The sequence below is a fragment of the Alloalcanivorax marinus genome (genome assembly GCF_016906305.1).
GTDB classification, from domain to species: Bacteria; Pseudomonadota; Gammaproteobacteria; order Pseudomonadales; family Alcanivoracaceae; genus Alloalcanivorax; species Alloalcanivorax marinus.
In genome coordinates this window covers 58,274-72,829 of the sequence record NZ_JADDOL010000004.1, presented here as the reverse complement: position 1 = coordinate 72,829, position 14,556 = coordinate 58,274, and the positions used below count along the sequence as shown (strand labels likewise).

General features: G+C 67.0%; 13 protein-coding genes. 11 read left to right on the top strand and 2 right to left on the bottom strand.

What is annotated here, in order from left to right:
• Positions 1–77 precede the first annotated feature (77 nt).
• The 5 genes from IM760_RS04735 (at position 78) to ribD (ending at position 6,753) form a co-directional block, all read left to right on the top strand.
• Complete coding sequence (locus tag IM760_RS04735) at positions 78–1,727, top strand: methyl-accepting chemotaxis protein (protein ID WP_204427394.1); 1,650 nt, start codon at positions 78–80, stop codon at positions 1,725–1,727.
• Positions 1,728–1,924: 197 nt separating this feature from the next.
• Complete coding sequence (locus IM760_RS04730; RefSeq protein ID WP_204427393.1) at positions 1,925–3,571, top strand: methyl-accepting chemotaxis protein; 1,647 nt, start codon at positions 1,925–1,927, stop codon at positions 3,569–3,571.
• 108 nt (positions 3,572–3,679) lie between these two features.
• Positions 3,680–4,936, top strand: a complete 1,257-nt coding sequence (gene glyA / locus IM760_RS04725; protein WP_204427392.1) for a serine hydroxymethyltransferase — start codon at positions 3,680–3,682, stop codon at positions 4,934–4,936.
• Positions 4,937–5,053: 117 nt separating this feature from the next.
• Complete coding sequence (gene nrdR / locus IM760_RS04720) at positions 5,054–5,536, top strand: transcriptional regulator NrdR (protein ID WP_138772658.1); 483 nt, start codon at positions 5,054–5,056, stop codon at positions 5,534–5,536.
• Positions 5,533–6,753, top strand: a complete 1,221-nt coding sequence (gene ribD / locus IM760_RS04715) for a bifunctional diaminohydroxyphosphoribosylaminopyrimidine deaminase/5-amino-6-(5-phosphoribosylamino)uracil reductase RibD (RefSeq protein WP_338021368.1) — start codon at positions 5,533–5,535, stop codon at positions 6,751–6,753. Before nrdR ends, ribD begins: the two co-directional genes overlap by 4 nt.
• On the opposite strand, the gene IM760_RS04710 is transcribed toward ribD, so the two are convergent.
• Together IM760_RS04710 and IM760_RS04705 are read right to left on the bottom strand one after the other, a co-directional pair.
• Positions 6,711–7,976, bottom strand: a complete 1,266-nt coding sequence (locus IM760_RS04710; RefSeq protein WP_204427391.1) for a GGDEF domain-containing protein — start codon at positions 7,974–7,976, stop codon at positions 6,711–6,713. The genes ribD and IM760_RS04710 overlap by 43 nt on opposite strands.
• A 16-nt stretch (positions 7,977–7,992) precedes the next feature.
• Positions 7,993–8,226 carry a hypothetical protein gene (locus tag IM760_RS04705; protein WP_204427390.1) on the bottom strand — a complete coding sequence of 78 codons (234 nt, stop codon included), beginning with the start codon at positions 8,224–8,226 and terminating at the stop codon, positions 7,993–7,995.
• A gap of 136 nt (positions 8,227–8,362) precedes the next feature.
• Between IM760_RS04705 and paaA the strand changes: the two genes are divergently transcribed.
• The 6 genes from paaA (at position 8,363) to paaZ (ending at position 14,474) form a co-directional block, all read left to right on the top strand.
• A complete protein-coding gene (paaA, locus tag IM760_RS04700; RefSeq protein WP_204427389.1) occupies positions 8,363–9,352 on the top strand; it encodes a 1,2-phenylacetyl-CoA epoxidase subunit PaaA in 990 nt (329 codons plus the stop codon).
• Positions 9,353–9,466: 114 nt separating this feature from the next.
• Positions 9,467–9,748 (top strand): 1,2-phenylacetyl-CoA epoxidase subunit PaaB, encoded by a 282-nt coding sequence (paaB, locus tag IM760_RS04695; RefSeq protein ID WP_161384881.1) that lies wholly within the window; start codon positions 9,467–9,469, stop codon positions 9,746–9,748.
• A gap of 11 nt (positions 9,749–9,759) precedes the next feature.
• Entirely contained in the window at positions 9,760–10,515 is a 756-nt protein-coding gene (gene paaC, locus IM760_RS04690; RefSeq protein ID WP_204427388.1) for a 1,2-phenylacetyl-CoA epoxidase subunit PaaC, read from the top strand.
• Positions 10,502–11,041, top strand: a complete 540-nt coding sequence (gene paaD, locus IM760_RS04685; RefSeq protein ID WP_204427387.1) for a 1,2-phenylacetyl-CoA epoxidase subunit PaaD — start codon at positions 10,502–10,504, stop codon at positions 11,039–11,041. Before paaC ends, paaD begins: the two co-directional genes overlap by 14 nt.
• An 80-nt stretch (positions 11,042–11,121) precedes the next feature.
• Positions 11,122–12,198, top strand: a complete 1,077-nt coding sequence (gene paaE / locus IM760_RS04680; RefSeq protein WP_204427386.1) for a 1,2-phenylacetyl-CoA epoxidase subunit PaaE — start codon at positions 11,122–11,124, stop codon at positions 12,196–12,198.
• Positions 12,199–12,422: 224 nt separating this feature from the next.
• Positions 12,423–14,474, top strand: a complete 2,052-nt coding sequence (gene paaZ / locus IM760_RS04675) for a phenylacetic acid degradation bifunctional protein PaaZ (protein WP_204427385.1) — start codon at positions 12,423–12,425, stop codon at positions 14,472–14,474.
• Positions 14,475–14,556 lie beyond the last annotated feature (82 nt).

The window sequence follows — 14,556 nt, the reverse complement described above, 5'->3', positions numbered from 1 at the left end:
GCCGATACCGATTTGGGGACCACATGTGGGGATAACAAAAGCGGGCATTCAGCCCGCTCTCAATCGGGAGTCGAGCCGTGTTCGCCAAACTCAATCGGATCAATGTGAAGTACGGCGCCGCCTTTATTGGCGTGGCGCTGGCGTTGCTGGTGGTGGTCACCGCCAACGCGATACTGGTCAATACCGTGAAAAACCGCATGGTGGTCGTGGCGGAGGTGTTCAACCAGGCCCTGTCGCTGACGCTGAATGCCGACCGCGACCTGTACCAGGCGAGGGTGGCGGAAATGTCCTACCTGGCCACGGTGCCGGGCACGCCCGAGGCCAAGGTCAGCCGCGAGACCTTCGAGGAGAACGCGGATCAGGCCCGCGACCGCCTTAAACGTGTGTCGGAGCTGCTGGCGCCCTACACCGACACCAGCGAGAGGCTGCAGCGTTTCGAGGTGCTGTACGGCACCTGGCGCGAGGACGCCACCCGGGTATTCACCCTCTACGACGACCAGGACATCGGTGGCGCCATGGAGCAGCTGGACGGCGCCTCCCTGACCGCGTTCGAGGCGCTGCGCGGCTTCTACGACGAAACCGGCCAGGCGGTGAACGACCGCGTCCAGGCGCTGGAGGAGGAAACCCTGGCCCAGGTCGCGCGCCAGCAGACCCTGGTGATCGGCTTCGCCGTGGTGGTGGGGCTGGTGGCCATCGCGGTGGCGCTGATCGGCCCGCACCTGATGTCCAAGGCGATCCGTCAGGTGTCCGCCCGCATTCGCGAGATCACCGACGGGGACGGTGACCTGACCGCCCGCATCGAAAGCAGCCGCCGTGACGAGATCGGCGAGCTGGCGGACCAGTTCAACGCCTTTATCGAGCGCATCGACACCACCCTGCAGTCGGTGCGCCGCAATGCCCTGGGTGTGCACCGGGCCTCCGACGAGATCGCCCAGGGCAGCCAGGAGCTGGCCTCGCGCACCGAGCAGTCCGCCGCCAACCTGCAGCAGACCTCCGCTTCCATGGAGCAGATCACCACCACGGTGCGCAACACCTCCGACTCCGCCGGCCAGGCGGACCGGCTGGCGCACACCACCGTGGACGTGGCGCGGCGCGGCCAGCAGGCGATGCGCGACGTGGAAAGCACCATGGAGGAGATCAGCGCCTCCTCGGCGAAGATCAACGAAATCATCGCCCTGATCGACGGCATCGCCTTCCAGACCAACATTCTGGCGCTGAACGCCTCGGTGGAGGCGGCCCGGGCCGGTGAGCACGGCAAGGGGTTCGCGGTGGTGGCCCAGGAAGTGCGCACCCTGGCCGGCCGCTCCGGCGATGCCTCCCGGGACATCCGCGAGCTGGTGGACCGGTCGGTGAGCAGCACCCGCAGCGGCGCCGACATGGTCAAGAACGCCGGCCGCACCATGGAGGAAATCGTCGACAGCATCGAGCAGGTGACCCGTGTGATCGGTGAAATCAGCGCTGGCGCCAGCGAGCAGAGCCAGGGCATCGGCCAGGTCAACACGGCGGTCAGCGAGCTGGACGCCATGACCCAGCACAACGCCGCCCTGGTGGAAGAAAGCAGTGCCGCCGCCGAGTCCATGCGCCATCAGGCCGAGGCCCTGGCCCGGCTGATCGCCGGCTTCCGCCTCAGCGACGGCGACGAGACCGGCGAGACCGCGCCGGAACACGCCCCGGTGCCGACGTTGCGCGCGGTGCGCGATGACCGGGAGGAAGACCGCGCCGCCTGATCGCGGCGGTGCCCGACCCCGCACGGCCCGGTGTCACCGGGCCGTGCTCGCGCATGCCTGAAGAAAAGCGTTTTGGCGGCATAATGGGCGGCATTGCCCGCATGATGGTGGTTTTTAGCGCCACGATTCACTAATTTGCAACAGGGGGTCTCCATCCTCTCCGGGTCGGTTTTTTTCAGGCTCACCCAGGAGGCCCCATGCTTCGCTCCCTCAATCGGATCAACGTCAAATACGCGCTGGCCTTTATCGGCGTGGCCCTGTCGCTGTGGCTGGTGGTGCTGGCGGACGCGCTGCTGGTCAATACCCTGCGCGAGCGGCTCGACGCGTTCAGCGGCCCTCTCCATGACGCCACGGTGGCGGTGATGGGCGCCCAGCGCGACCTCTACCAGGCCCGCTCGGCGGAAAACGAATATCTCCGCTATATCCCCGGCATGCCGGAATCCAGGGCCGCCAAGGCCAGCTACCAGGCGATGGCGGACCAGGTGGAGCGCCAACTGGTCCGCTTCCGCCAGGCCCTGGCCGACTATCCGGCGGTGCTGGCCAGCGCCGAGGGGGTCGAGGCCGACTTCGCCGCCTGGCGGGAGGCCTCCCGGGCCACCTTCGATTTCTACGACGATCAGAACGTGGTGCGCGCCACCCAGCAGATCGATCGGGACTCCCTGGACCGCTTCGAGGCGCTGGGGGAGCGGCTGGGCGGCGCCAGCCAGGCGGTGGCGGCCCGGGCCCTGGACCTGGCGGCGGCCACCGCCGGCGAAATCCGCCGGCAACGCCTGACCGTGGGCCTGTTCGCCGGCGTGGTGGGGCTGCTTGCCGTGATCGTGGCGCTGGTGGGGCCGCACCTGATGTCCCGGGCGATCCGGCGCCTCACCCGCCGTATCGACGAAATCACCGATGGCGACGGCGACCTGAGCGCGCGCATCGACAGCCCGCGCCGGGACGAGCTCGGCGATCTGGCGCGCTCGTTCAATGGCTTTATCGAGCGCATCGACACCACCCTGCAGGCGGTGCGTGACGGTGCCCACGGCGTCCACCGGGCCTCCGACGAGATCGCCCGGGGCGGCCAGGAACTGGCCTCGCGCACCGAGCAATCCGCCGCCAGCCTGCAGCAGACCTCCGCCTCCATCGAGCAGATCACCACCACCGTGCGCCACACCGCCGACGCCGCCGGCCAGGCGGAAGGGCTGACCCGCGAGACCCTGGAGGTGACGCGCCGGGGGCGGGCGGCGATGGGCAAGGTGGAGGGCGCCATGGACGAGATCAGCGCCGCTTCGTCGCGCATCAACGAGATGGTCGCGCTGATCGACGGCATCGCCTTCCAGACCAACCTTCTGGCGCTCAATGCTTCGGTGGAAGCGGCCCGGGCCGGGGAGCACGGCAGGGGGTTCGCGGTGGTGGCCGGGGAAGTGCGCACCCTGGCGGCCCGCTCCGGCGACGCCGCCCGGGAAATCCGCGAGCTGGTGGCGCGCTCGGTGGCCAGCACCGGGGACGGTGTGGGGCTGGCGCGCGACGCCGGCCGCACCATGGAAGAGATCGTCGCCAGCATCGAGCGGGTGACCGGGGTGATCGCCGGCATCAGTGCCGGCGCCCGGGAGCAGAGCCAGGGCATCGGGCAGGTGAACACCGCGGTCAGCGAACTGGACGCCCTGACCCAGCACAACGCGGCCCTGGTGGAAGAGAGCAGCGGCGCGGCGGGCGCCCTGCGCCAGCAGGCGCAGGCCCTGGCCGGGCTGGTGGCCGGCTTCCGCCTGGGCGACGAGGAGGAGGAACCGGAGGCCGCGCCGCCCCGGATGGCGGCGGACCACACCGTCAGCGACGACGACGCAGGGTGCGACCGGGCCGCTTGAGTCCGTGAGCGCCGCTCACGAGGTGGATGAGGGGCTTTCATGTGCCAACCGGCCGGGTTTTGGGTAGAATGCGGACCCCGAAACCCACCACCCAGGTACAGGTAGCGCATGTTCCCGAAATCCATGTCCATCGCCGAGTTCGACCCGGAAATCCAGGCCGCCATCGACGCCGAGCGCGAGCGCCAGGAACAGCACATCGAACTGATCGCCTCCGAGAACTACGCCTCGCCCCGGGTGATGGAAGCCCAGGGCTCCGTGCTCACCAACAAGTACGCCGAGGGCTACCCGGGCAAGCGCTACTACGGCGGTTGCGAGCACGTGGACGTGGTCGAGCAACTGGCCATCGACCGGGCCTGTGAACTGTTCGGCGCCGACTGGGCCAACGTGCAGCCGCACTCCGGTTCCCAGGCCAACGCCGCCGTCTACATGGCCGCGCTGCAGCCCGGCGACACCGTGCTGGGCATGAGCCTGGACGCCGGCGGTCACCTGACCCACGGCGCCAAGCCCAACTTCTCCGGCAAGATGTACAACGCCGTGCAGTACGGCCTGGACAACGACACCGGCCTGATCGACTACGACCAGGTGGAAAAACTGGCTCGCGAGCACAAGCCGAAGATGATCGTGGCCGGCTTCTCCGCCTATTCCCAGGTGGTGGACTGGCAGCGCTTCCGTGACATCGCCGACGAAGTGGGCGCCCTGCTGCTGGTGGACATGGCCCACGTGGCCGGCCTGGTCGCCGCCGGCGTCTACCCGAGCCCGGTGGGCATCGCCGATGTGGTCACCACCACCACCCACAAAACCATCGGCGGCCCCCGCGGCGGCCTGATCATGGGCAAGGCCAACGAGGACCTGCAGAAGAAAATCAATTCCGCGGTGTTCCCCGGTGGTCAGGGTGGTCCCCTGGAGCACGTCATCGCCGCCAAGGCGATCTGCTTCAAGGAAGCCATGGACCCGTCGTTCAAGACCTACCAGCAGAACGTGGTGAAGAACGCCAAGGCCATGGCCAAGGTGTTCATCGACCGGGGCTTCGACGTGGTTTCCAACGGCACCGAGAACCACCTGTTCCTGCTCAGCCTGATCAAGCAGGACATCACCGGTAAGGACGCCGACGCCGCCCTCGGCCGCGCCCACATCACCGTGAACAAGAACGCCGTGCCCAACGACCCGCGTTCCCCGTTCGTCACCTCCGGCCTGCGCATCGGCTCGCCGTCGATCACCCGCCGCGGCTTCAACGAACAGGACGCCACCGACCTGGCCGGCTGGATCTGCGACATCCTCGACAACATGGGCGACGAGAGTGTGATCGACGAAGTGCGCGGCAAGGTCGCCGAGATCTGCAAGCGTCTGCCGGTCTACGAGCGCTAAAAAGCCGATACAGGATGCAGGATTCAGGATGAAGGGCGACCGTGGGATCGGCCGATTTTCCCTGTATCCTGTAACCTGCATCCTGTATCGCGGCCGCAGGCCGCTTCGGAGAACCCCATGTATTGCCCCTTCTGTGGAGCCCAGGACACCAAGGTCATCGATTCCCGGCTGGTCGCCGACGGGGGCCAGGTGCGGCGGCGTCGTGAGTGCCTGAGCTGCACCGAGCGGTTCACCACCTTCGAGACCGCCGAGCTGGTGATGCCCCGGGTGATCAAGTCCGACGGCACCCGCGAGCCCTTCGACGAGAACAAGCTGCGCGCCGGCATGCAGCGGGCGCTGGAGAAGCGCCCGGTGAGCGTGGAGGACCTGGAGGCGGCGATCAGCCGCATCTGCCACCGCCTGCGCGCCACCGGCGAGCGGGAAGTGCCCGCCCGGGAGATGGGCGAGTTCGTGATGGAAGCGCTGCAGGAACTGGACGACGTGGCCTATGTCCGCTTCGCGTCCGTGTACCGCAGCTTCCAGGACATCTCCGAGTTCGCCGCCGAGGTGGACCGCCTGCGCCAGGGCGGCAAGAAAAGCGGCAAGAAAGGCGACGCGTGAGCGACGCCGGCGCCGCCTTCTCCGACTTCGACCAGCGCTGCATGCTGCGGGCGCTGGCCCTGGCCCGGCGCGGCCTCTATACCACCGACCCTAATCCCCGCGTGGGCTGCGTGATTGCCCGGGATGGCGAGATCCTGGGCGAGGGCTTCCACGCCCGCGCCGGTGAACCCCACGCGGAACGCCACGCCCTGGCCGCCGCCGGCGACCGGGCCCGGGGCGCCACCGCCTATGTCACCCTGGAACCCTGCTCCCATACCGGCCGCACCGGCCCCTGCGCCGATGCGCTGATCGCCGCCGGCGTGGCGCGGGTGGTGGCGGCGATGCAGGATCCCAACCCGCAAGTGGCCGGCAACGGCCTGCGGCGGCTGCGCGAGGCCGGCATCCAGGTGGACCTGGGCCTGCAGGAAGCGGAGGCGCGAGCGCTGAATCCGGGGTTCATTCACCGCATGCGCGGCGAGCGCCCCTGGGTGCGCATCAAGGCCGCCGCCAGCCTGGACGGCCGCACCGCCATGGCCAGTGGCGAATCCCAGTGGATCACCGGCGCCGCCGCCCGGGAGGATGTGCAGCGCCTGCGCGCGCGCAGCAGCGCCATCGTCACCGGCATCGGCACGGTGCTGGCGGACCGGCCCTCCTACACGGTGCGCCCGGAGCAATGGGTCCTGGGGGATTATCGGGACCACGGGGTGCCGCCGGTGCGCGCGCCGCTGCGGGTAATTCTGGACCCGGCCCTGCGCACGCCGCCGGACAGCCCGGTGGTCACCGCCGCCGGCCCCTGCCTGATCGCCCATGCGGAGGACCCCACCGCCAGCGAAGCGCGCCGTGAGGCGCTGCGGGCCGCCGGCGCGGAACTGATGGTGCTGCCCCGGGCGATCCGGCCGGAAGGCGACCGGGAGGCGCCGCTGGGCGTGGAGCGCCGTGGCCTGGACCTGGGCGCGTTGCTCGACGAGCTGGCCCGCCGCGAATGCAATGAGGTGCTGGTGGAGTGCGGCGCCACCCTGGCCGGCGCCTTCGTGCAGGACGGTCTGTTCGACGAACTGATCGTGTATCTGGCGCCGGCCCTGCTGGGCACCGACGCCCGCGGTCTGCTGACCCTGCCGTTCGCGCGCATGGCGGAGAAGATCCCGCTGCGCTGGGGCGATTCGCGCCGGGTGGGCGACGACCTGCGGCTGACCCTTCAGCCCACCGCCAGCCGGTTGCGGCCCTCCGCCTTGGCCTGATACAGGGCCTGGTCGGCGCGCTGCAAGGTGGCGCGCCAGTCCTCGTCGCGCAACGCCGCGAACCCCACACTGGCGCCCACATCCAGATTCGGCGTGCTGTCCAGCTGCAGATGCCGGAACGCGCGCAGCAGCCGCTCCACCACCACCCGCGCCGCCGCCTCGTCGGCGTCCGCCAGATACACCACGAACTCGTCGCCGCCCCAGCGGCAGGCGATGTCCTGCTCGCGCACGGTGCGGCGAATGGCGTCCGCCACGGCGCGAATCAGCCGGTCGCCGTGGTCGTGGCCGAACCGGTCGTTGACGCCCTTGAAGTGATCCAGGTCGATGAACAGCAGGCCGCCGCCGGCCGCCGGCGGCAAATGGTCGAGCCGCTGCTCCAGATAGGCCCGATTGAACAACCCGGACAGGGCATCGCGGACCACCCGGTCCTCCAGGCGCCGCAGCTGATGGTCGTGGTGGGCGCGCTCGCGCAGGGTGTGGGAGTAGTGCAGCACCATGGTGGCGAAGGCGCCGATCTGAAACACCGCGCAGCCCATGGTCAGGCCACTGAAGGGCAGCAGCTCCAGGCCCAGTTCGCGGAACATATCGTGCAGGCCGGCCAGAAAGAACACCGCGAAGCCGAACATGGTCATCCGCCACAGCAGCCGGCCCCGGGCCCGGAAGGCCTGGCGCAGCATGCCCACGGACACCATCACCAGGGCGGCCAGGCAGGCGACGTAGAAGGGCGCGGCCAGGGCGCCATAATCGGCGAACACGCCAACGTTGGTGATCCGATAGCGCTCGGAAGCGATGATCAGCGCCGGGTGATCGACCCAGAACAGGCCGGAGATCACGGCGCCGGTCCCATAGATGGCGGCCAGCCGGCGGGTCGAGACCACCCGGCTGGCCAGCACCCGATGCAGCGCGAACAGCGAGGCCAACGACATCACCACCGCGCTCAGGGACAGGCGGTAGGGAATCATCACGTGGCGCAGATCGTTGTCCAGCAGGCACACCCGCACGCCGATGTCACCGGCCACATAGGCGGTGGCGCACAGGTTGGCCACGCTGAAATGCAGCGCCACCGACGCCTCGTGATCACGGTGGCGGTACAGGGCCACGGTGAACACCAGCATCAGGGTGGACAGGGTGGCGGTGGCGCCCACCGCCATGATCTTGATCCACAACGCCCAGGTGTCCACGCCCGCGCCGGTGAGTCCGGCGACCACTATCTCATTCGGCATACCGCCCCTATTCCGGTCAAAAGACCCAATCGACACGCTCCCCGCGGAAAGAGTAGCAAAAGGCCGCCGCCGTCGCCGCTTCATCAGGTGTCAAAGCGTTGCGGTTTGTTTCCTGCCGCACGGAGGGCAAGGTATTGACCACGCCGTGTATCGGATTGTGTGAAGTGAGCGCCTTTTCTGACTCACGATGCGTTGATTGAGACAGCCGTATTGATCCTTTAATGGCGATAAAAAACAGGGGCTTATGCATGTTTTGGAGGCGCGCCAGGGAGGTTGGCCGGAAAATGATACGCAAAATGAATATTGACACTAAATTATGTGTCGTATAAAAAGGAGCCATTCATGGCGGAAACCCGGCGTTCCGCCCACGCATCAAGGAGGCACCCATGTACGCACAACAGGTGGACACCGGCAGCAAGGGCCTGAAGAGCCTGGACGAGATGAGCCCGGAAGAACGCCACTTCCAGGAGAAGGTGGACGCGGAAGTCCGCATCGAGCCCAAGAACTGGATGCCCGACGGCTACCGCAAGACGCTGATTCGCCAGATCTCCCAGCACGCCCACTCGGAAATCGTCGGCATGCTGCCGGAGGGCAACTGGCTGACCCGGGCGCCTTCGCTGAAACGGAAACTCCAATTGATGGCCAAGATCCAGGACGAGGCCGGTCACGGCCTGTACCTGTACAGCGCCATGGAAACCCTGGGCGCCGACCGCGACGAGGAAATCGAGAAGCTGCACCGGGGCGAAGTGAAGTTCTCCTCCATCTTCACCTACCCGACCCTCACCTGGGCGGACATGGGTGCCATCGGCTGGCTGGTGGACGGCGCCGCCATCGTCAACCAGGTGCCGCTGCAGCGCTGCTCCTACGGCCCTTACTCCCGCGCCATGATCCGCGTCTGCAAGGAAGAAAGCTTCCACCAGCGCCAGGGTTACGAAATCCTGCTGACCATGATGCGCGAAGGCACCGACGAGCAGAAAGAGATGGTGCAGGACGCCATCAACCGCTTCTGGTGGCCGTCGCTGATGATGTTCGGCCCGTCCGACACCAACTCGCCCAACTCCGCCCAGTCCATGGCCTGGAAGATCAAGCGCCACAGCAACGACGAACTGCGCCAGCGCTTCCTCGACCAGACCGTTCCGCAACTGGAATTCCTCGGCTGCACCGCGCCGGACCCGGACCTGAAATGGAACGAGGAAACCGGCCACTACGACTTCGGCGAAATCGACTGGCAGGAATTTTTCGACGTGCTCAAGGGCCACAGCCCCTGCGGCGTCGAGCGCATCCAGCAGCGCAAGAAAGCCATCGACGAAGGCCAGTGGGTGCGCGACGCCGCCGTGGCCTACGCCGAGAAGAAACAAGCGAACAACGCCGCCTGAAGGCGGCGATCGCGACTGAAGTCGCTCCTACAGCAGGTCGATGCCTCCCCGTAGGAGCGACTTCAGTCGCGATCCCGCAAAAAAACGCAAACGCAGCACAACCGGAACACGACAATGGCAGACTGGACCCTCTTCGAAGTCTTCGTGCGCAGCAAGCACGGCCTCAACCACAAACACGTGGGCAGCGTGCACGCCGCCGACGCCACCATGGCCCTGGAAAACGCCCGCGAGCTGTACACCCGCCGCAGTGAAGGCGTGAGCATCTGGGTGGTGCCCGCCGAGCAAATCACCGCCAGCGCCGGCGACGAAAAAGAACCCTTCTTCGACCCGGCCGACGACAAGGTCTACCGCCACGCCAGCTTCTACAAGCTGCCCCCGGAAGTGGACCAGATGTGAGGAGCGTGACGATGACGACCGATCAAGCACTCACCGAATACCTGCTGCGCCTGGCCGACACCGACATGGTGCTGGCCCAGCGCTTCTGCGAATGGTGCGGCAACGCCCCGGCGCTGGAAGAAGAAATCGCCATGATGAATGTGGGCCTGGACCTGATCGGCCAGGCGCGCAATTGGTACGACTACGTCGCCGAACTGCGCGACGACGGCCACGACGCCGACTTCCTGGCGTTCCGCCGCAACGAGCGCGAATACCGCAACCTGCTGATTGCCGAACAGCCGCGCGGCGATTACGCGGTGACCACGGCGAAGCAGTTCTTCTTCGACGTTTGGCACCACCTGGTGCTCACGCGCCTCACCGAATCCAGCGATGAACGCATCGCCGGCATCGCCGCCAAGGGCCTCAAGGAAGCCACCTACCACCGCCGCCGCTCCACCGAATGGATGCTGCGCCTGGGGCAGGGCACCGAGGAGAGCCACCGCCGTCTCACCGACGCCGTGCAAAACCTGTGGCGCTTCACCTACGAGCTCACCGACACCGACGAGATCGAGGACCAGCTCGCCGAGGCCGGCATCGGCGCCGGCAACGTGGGCGACGTCTGGCGCGCCGAAGTGGCCCGCGTGTTCGCCGAGGCCGGCCTGGAGCTGCCGGAACCGGCCCGCCACTTCTACATGGACGGCAAGAACGGCAAACACACGGAGCACCTGGGCTTCTTGCTGGCCGAGATGCAGTACCTGCCGCGGGCCTACCCCGATGCAACCTGGTGATCTGATCTACCGCGAGCGCAAGGCCTACCAAGGTGTACCGCTCGGCGAAGACGACCTGCCCCGGGCCTGGGAGTGCCTCACCGAGGTGATGGACCCGGAAGTGCCCGTGGTCAGCGTGGTCGATCTGGGCATGATCCGCGCGGTGGAATGGGAGGGCGACCGCCTCAAGGTCAAAGTCTCGCCCACCTACTCCGGCTGCCCGGCCACCGAAGTGATCGAGCGCGACGTGCAAGAGGCCCTGGAAGACACCGGCTTCAAGAACCCGCGCATCGAACGGGTGCTGGCCCCGGCCTGGACCACCGACTGGATCACCGATAAGGGCCGCGCCGCGCTCCAGGCCTACGGCATCGCGCCGCCGCCCAAAGGGCAGGGCCGGGACACCTTGCACGACCCGGGCCCGGCGGAATGCCCGCACTGCGGCAGCACCGACACCGTGCAGGTCAGTGAATTCGGCTCCACCGCCTGCAAGGCGCTCTACAAGTGCCGCGACTGCCTGGAGCCGTTTGATTACTTCAAGTGCCTTTGAAGTGGCCACCTGAATCAAGAGCGGGTCGCCCGCCGCCGAGCACGCGGCCCCTCGAAACCGAAAAGTGAAGAGTTCGCGCCATGAACCAATTTCATTCCCTGACCATCCGTGAAGTGCGCCCGGAAACCCGCGACGCCGTGTCCATCGCCTTCGACGTACCGCCGGAGCTCCGCGACACCTTCCGCTTCACCCAGGGCCAGCACCTGATCGTGCGCACCCACATGGACGGCGAGGAAGTGCGCCGCTCCTACTCCATCTGCACCGGCGTCCACGACGACGACCTGCGCGTGGCGGTGAAGAAAGTCCCCGGCGGCCGCTTCTCCGGCTTCGCCAATGGTGAGCTGAAAGAAGGCGACACCCTGGAAGTGATGCCCCCCAGCGGCCACTTCTTTATCGACCTGGACCCGGAGCGCCAGGCCCACTACCTGGCGGTGGCCGCCGGTAGCGGTATCACGCCGATCCTGTCGATCATCAAAACCACCCTGGAAGCCGAGCCCAACAGCCAGTTCACGCTGCTCTACGGCAACCGCTCCAGCAACTCCACCCTGTTCCGCGAAGCGCTCAGCGATCTCAAGAACGCCTATCTGGGCCGCTTCAACGTGATCTACCTGTTCAGCCGCGAACAGCAGGACGTGGACCTCTACAACGGCCGCATCGACGCGGACAAATGCGATGCCATCTTCTCCCGCTGGCTCGACACCCCGAACCTGCACGCCGCCTTCCTGTGCGGCCCGCAATCCATGACCGAAACCGTCAAGGAACGGCTGGTCGCCAACGGCCTGGACAAAAGCCGCGTGCACTTCGAACTGTTCGGCGTGGAAGGGCAAACCCAGCGCAAGCACCGCGCCCCGGAAGAAGTGACCGACGACGAAGACAAAACCCGGGTCACCATCATCGCCGACGGCCGCGAAGTGCTCGTCGAACTGCCCCGGGACAGCAAGAACATCCTCGACGCCGCCAACGAACACGGCGCCGACCTGCCGTTCTCCTGCAAGGCCGGCGTCTGCTCCACCTGCCGCTGCAAGGTGGTGGAAGGCGAAGTGGAAATGGACAACAACTTCGCCCTGGAAGACTACGAAGTCGCCGCCGGCTACGTGCTCTCCTGCCAGAGCTACCCGGTCACCGACAAGGTGGTCCTGGATTTCGATCAACCGTAGGCCTCGATCAAAACAATCGCGGCTGAAGCCGCTCCTACAACTCAAGCCGAAGCCGCTGTAGGAGCGACTTCAGTCGCGATAACCAGGGCCAAAAACCGGCACGTCGCCAGACGCGGCACGGGCCACCAGGAAGCACAGCCTTCCTCCGCCAAACCACGGCCCAAACAAAACACAGGCCGCGGCTCCAAGAAGCCGCGCCCATACGCAGACCAAGGAGCCACGCCATGACCGTTCTCCAAAGCTACCTCGCCGGCCAATGGTTCGGCAGCCAGGCCGCCAAACCCCTGGCCAGCGCCATCAACGGCGAGATCGTCGCCCACACCCACGACGACGCCCCCGACTTCGCCGCCGCCGTGGACTACGCCCGCACCACCGGCACCCGCGAACTGCTCAAGCTCGACTTCCAGGAGCGCGCCGCCCGCCTCAAGGCCATGGCGCTCTACCTGCAGGAACACAAAAAAGAGCTCTACACGCTCTCGCGCCACACCGGCGCCACCAAAGGCGACAACGCCTTCGACATCGACGGCGGCTTCGGCACCCTGTTCGCCTACGCCAGCATGGGCCGCAAGGAACTGCCCTCCGGCAACGTCCTCCACGAAGGCCCGGTGGTCCCCCTCGGCAAGGAAAACCATTTCGCCGCCACCCACATCCTGGTGCCGCGCCGGGGCGTCGCCGTGCACATCAACGCCTTCAACTTCCCGGTCTGGGGCATGCTGGAAAAATTCGCCGGCAACTTCCTCGCCGGCATGCCGTGCATCGTCAAACCGGCCACCGCCACCAGCTACCTCACCGCCGCCTGCGTGCGCCTCATGCAAGACTCCGGCGCGCTGCCGGAAGGCGCCCTTCAGCTGATCATCGGCGGCACCGGTGACCTGCTCGACCAGCTCGACGAACAGGACATGGTCACCTTCACCGGCTCGGCCAGCACCGCCCGCAAACTGCGCGCGCACCCCAACATCATCAACCGCTCCATTCCCTTCAACGCCGAAGCGGATTCGCTCAACAGCGCCATCCTCGCCCCGGACGTCACCCCCGACGACGAGGAATTCGACCTGCTGGCCAAGGAAGTGGTCCGCGAAATGACCGTCAAAGCCGGCCAGAAATGCACCGCCATCCGCCGCATCCTGGTGCCCCAACAACACCTGGACGCCTTCGGCGAACGCCTGATCCAGCGCCTGGAAAAAATCACCCTCGGCGACCCCGATGAAGAAGGCGTGCGCATGGGCGCGCTCGCCTCCCTGGACCAGAAAGAAGACGTGGCCGCCGCCGTCAACGACCTGCTCAACACCTCCGAGTGCATCTTCGGCGGCAACGGCGACCCGCAGCCTATCGGCCAAGGCACCGACAAAGGCGCCTTCTTCGGCCCGCGCCTGCTGCGCAGCACCGATCCTCATGCGGAAGGCGGCGCCCACGACATCGAAGCCTTCGGCCCGGTCAGCACCCTCATGGGCTACGGCGACCTGGACGAAGCCATCGCCCTCGCCGACAAAGGCAAAGGCAGCCTGGTCACCACCTTCGCCACCAAGGACCCGAAAAACGCCGCCCGCGCCATCCCGGTCCTCGCCGCCCGCCACGGCCGCCTGCAAGTGCTCAACGCCGAATCCGCCCAGGAATCCACCGGCCACGGCGCGCCGCTCCCCATGCTCAAACACGGCGGCCCCGGCCGCGCAGGCGGCGGTGAAGAACTCGGCGGCATCCGCGCCGTGCGCCACTACCTCCAACGCACCGCCATCCAAGGCTCCCCCACCATGCTCGCCGCCGTCACCGGCGAATACGTGCGCGGCGCCGAGGTGCTCGAAACCGAAGTGCACCCCTTCCGCCGCCACTTCGACGACCTCGCCATCGGCGAATCCCTGCTCACCCACCGCCGCACCGTCACCGAAGCCGACATCGTCAACTTCGGCTGCCTCTCCGGCGACCACTTCTACATGCACTTCGACGAAATCGCCGCCAAGGACTCCCAATTCGGCAAACGCATCGCCCACGGCTACTTCCTCCTCTCCGCCGCCGCCGGCCTCTTCGTCTCCCCGGCCCCCGGCCCCGTCCTCGCCAACTACGGCCTCGACACCCTGCGCTTCATCACCCCCGTCGGCGCCGGCGACACCATCCAGGCCCGCCTCACCTGCAAGCGCAAAATCGACCAGGGCAAAGCCGCCCCCGACGGCACCCCCCAAGGCGTAGTGGTCTGGGACGTGCAGGTCAAAAACCAGGACGACGAACTCGTCGCCAGCTATGACATCCTCACGCTGGTGGCGAAGAAGAAAGGGGACGCATAACTCATATGGTGAGTTAGTCCTTACTCTTTAATTCAAGGCTTCCTTGGTGATGGCCGCTCCTTTTGGGGCGGCCTTTTTTGTT